The organism is Streptomyces sp. NPDC052023 (assembly GCF_044548465.1).
Taxonomy (GTDB): Bacteria; Actinomycetota; Actinomycetes; order Streptomycetales; family Streptomycetaceae; genus Streptomyces.
On sequence record NZ_JBIUBW010000053.1, the window covers coordinates 1 to 1,429 of the forward strand.

At 66.3% G+C, this 1,429-nt stretch carries 1 protein-coding gene; it reads left to right on the top strand.

The features are described from left to right. Window positions 1-55: 55 nt before the first annotated feature. Window positions 56-1,336 (top strand): IS701 family transposase, encoded by a 1,281-nt coding sequence (locus tag ACIHCM_RS37490; RefSeq protein ID WP_399906542.1) that lies wholly within the window; start codon window positions 56-58, stop codon window positions 1,334-1,336. Window positions 1,337-1,429 lie beyond the last annotated feature (93 nt).

A 1,429-nucleotide genomic window follows, 5' to 3' on the forward strand; every position in this document is an offset into this window, starting at 1 on the left:
TAGTAGGACTCCGTTAGGTCTTCCTGTTCGTGCTGATCAAGAGCATGGTGGGTTGGTGGATTTACATGAAGTGAGGCGTGTTCGGGCGACGTTGGCGTTGTTCGTGGCCGATGTGTTGGCTTCGGTGCCGCGGAAGGACCAGCGGGCCAAGGGCGACTGCTATCTGCGGGGGCTCATGCTGGACGGGCGCCGCAAGTCGGTCCAGGCGATGGCTGCGCGACTGCCGGACGGCAATGAGCAGAACCTGCAGCAGTTCGTGAACCAGTCAACCTGGGATCCGGTGCCCGTGCAGCGGCGGATCAATGAACGTCTGCTGCCGCTGGTAGATCCGGTGGCCTGGGTGATCGACGATGTGTCGATGCCGAAGGACGGCCGGATGTCGGTCGGTGTGGCTCCGCAGTACTGCGGAGCCCTGGGCAAACGGGCGAACTGCCAGGTCGCCGTCAGCGTCCACGCTGCCAGTGACACGGCCTCGTGTCCTCTGCAATGGAGGCTGTTCCTGCCCGAGGAGTGGGCCGCAGACAGCCACCGCCGCACCAGGACCCTCATTCCGCCCGAGGTCGTGCACCGGGAGAAATGGCGTCTGGCCCTGGACATGCTCGACGGCCTCGCGGACTGGGGGATGACACCGCCGGCGGTGGTGGCCGACGCGGCCTACGGCACCAACGCACACCTGCGGGCCGGCCTGTCGAAGCGAGGACTTACCTATGTCCTGTCCATCCGGTCGGACGTGAGCGCCCACCCCTTCGACGCGCAACCCATGGCTCCGGACCGCAAAGGAGATGTCGGCTGCTGGCCCCAGCCTCGCTACCGCCAGAAGGCACTGTCAGTGGCAGTCCTTGCCACAAACCTCGGACCAAAAGCGTTCACCCCGCTCACATGGCGCCAGGGCTCGAAAGGGGAGTTACGTTCCCGCTTCGCGGCCGTGCGCGTGCGTCCGGCCGGCAAAGCCGTCGAACGCCCGATCAAAACAGCGGCTTCGGCCGAGCAGGGCTGGTGGGACGGGGTCCTGCCCGACTGCTGGCTCCTGGCCGAATGGCCCGTCGGAGCCGAAGCCCCCAGCGAATACTGGCTGTCCAACCTCCCGCCCGACACCCCGATCGCCGAGCTGGTCCGCCTGGCCAAGGTCCGCTGGCGCATCGAGCACGACTACCGAGAGCTCAAGCACGGCCTGGGCCTGGGCCACTTCGAAGGCCGCTCCTGGCCCGGCTGGCACCACCACGTCACCCTCGTCACCGCCGCCCACGCCTTCCTCACCGAACAGCGCCTGGCCCCAAAAGCACCGCAACCAGCCTCACCCTCTACCAGATCCTCGACGCTCTCCAAGACACTCTGAGGTGCTGGACCGGCATCTGCACCAGCTGCCAGCAACCCCTCCCCACCAGAGCCCGTACGACAACAAGATCGAGACAGACCTAACGGAGTCCTA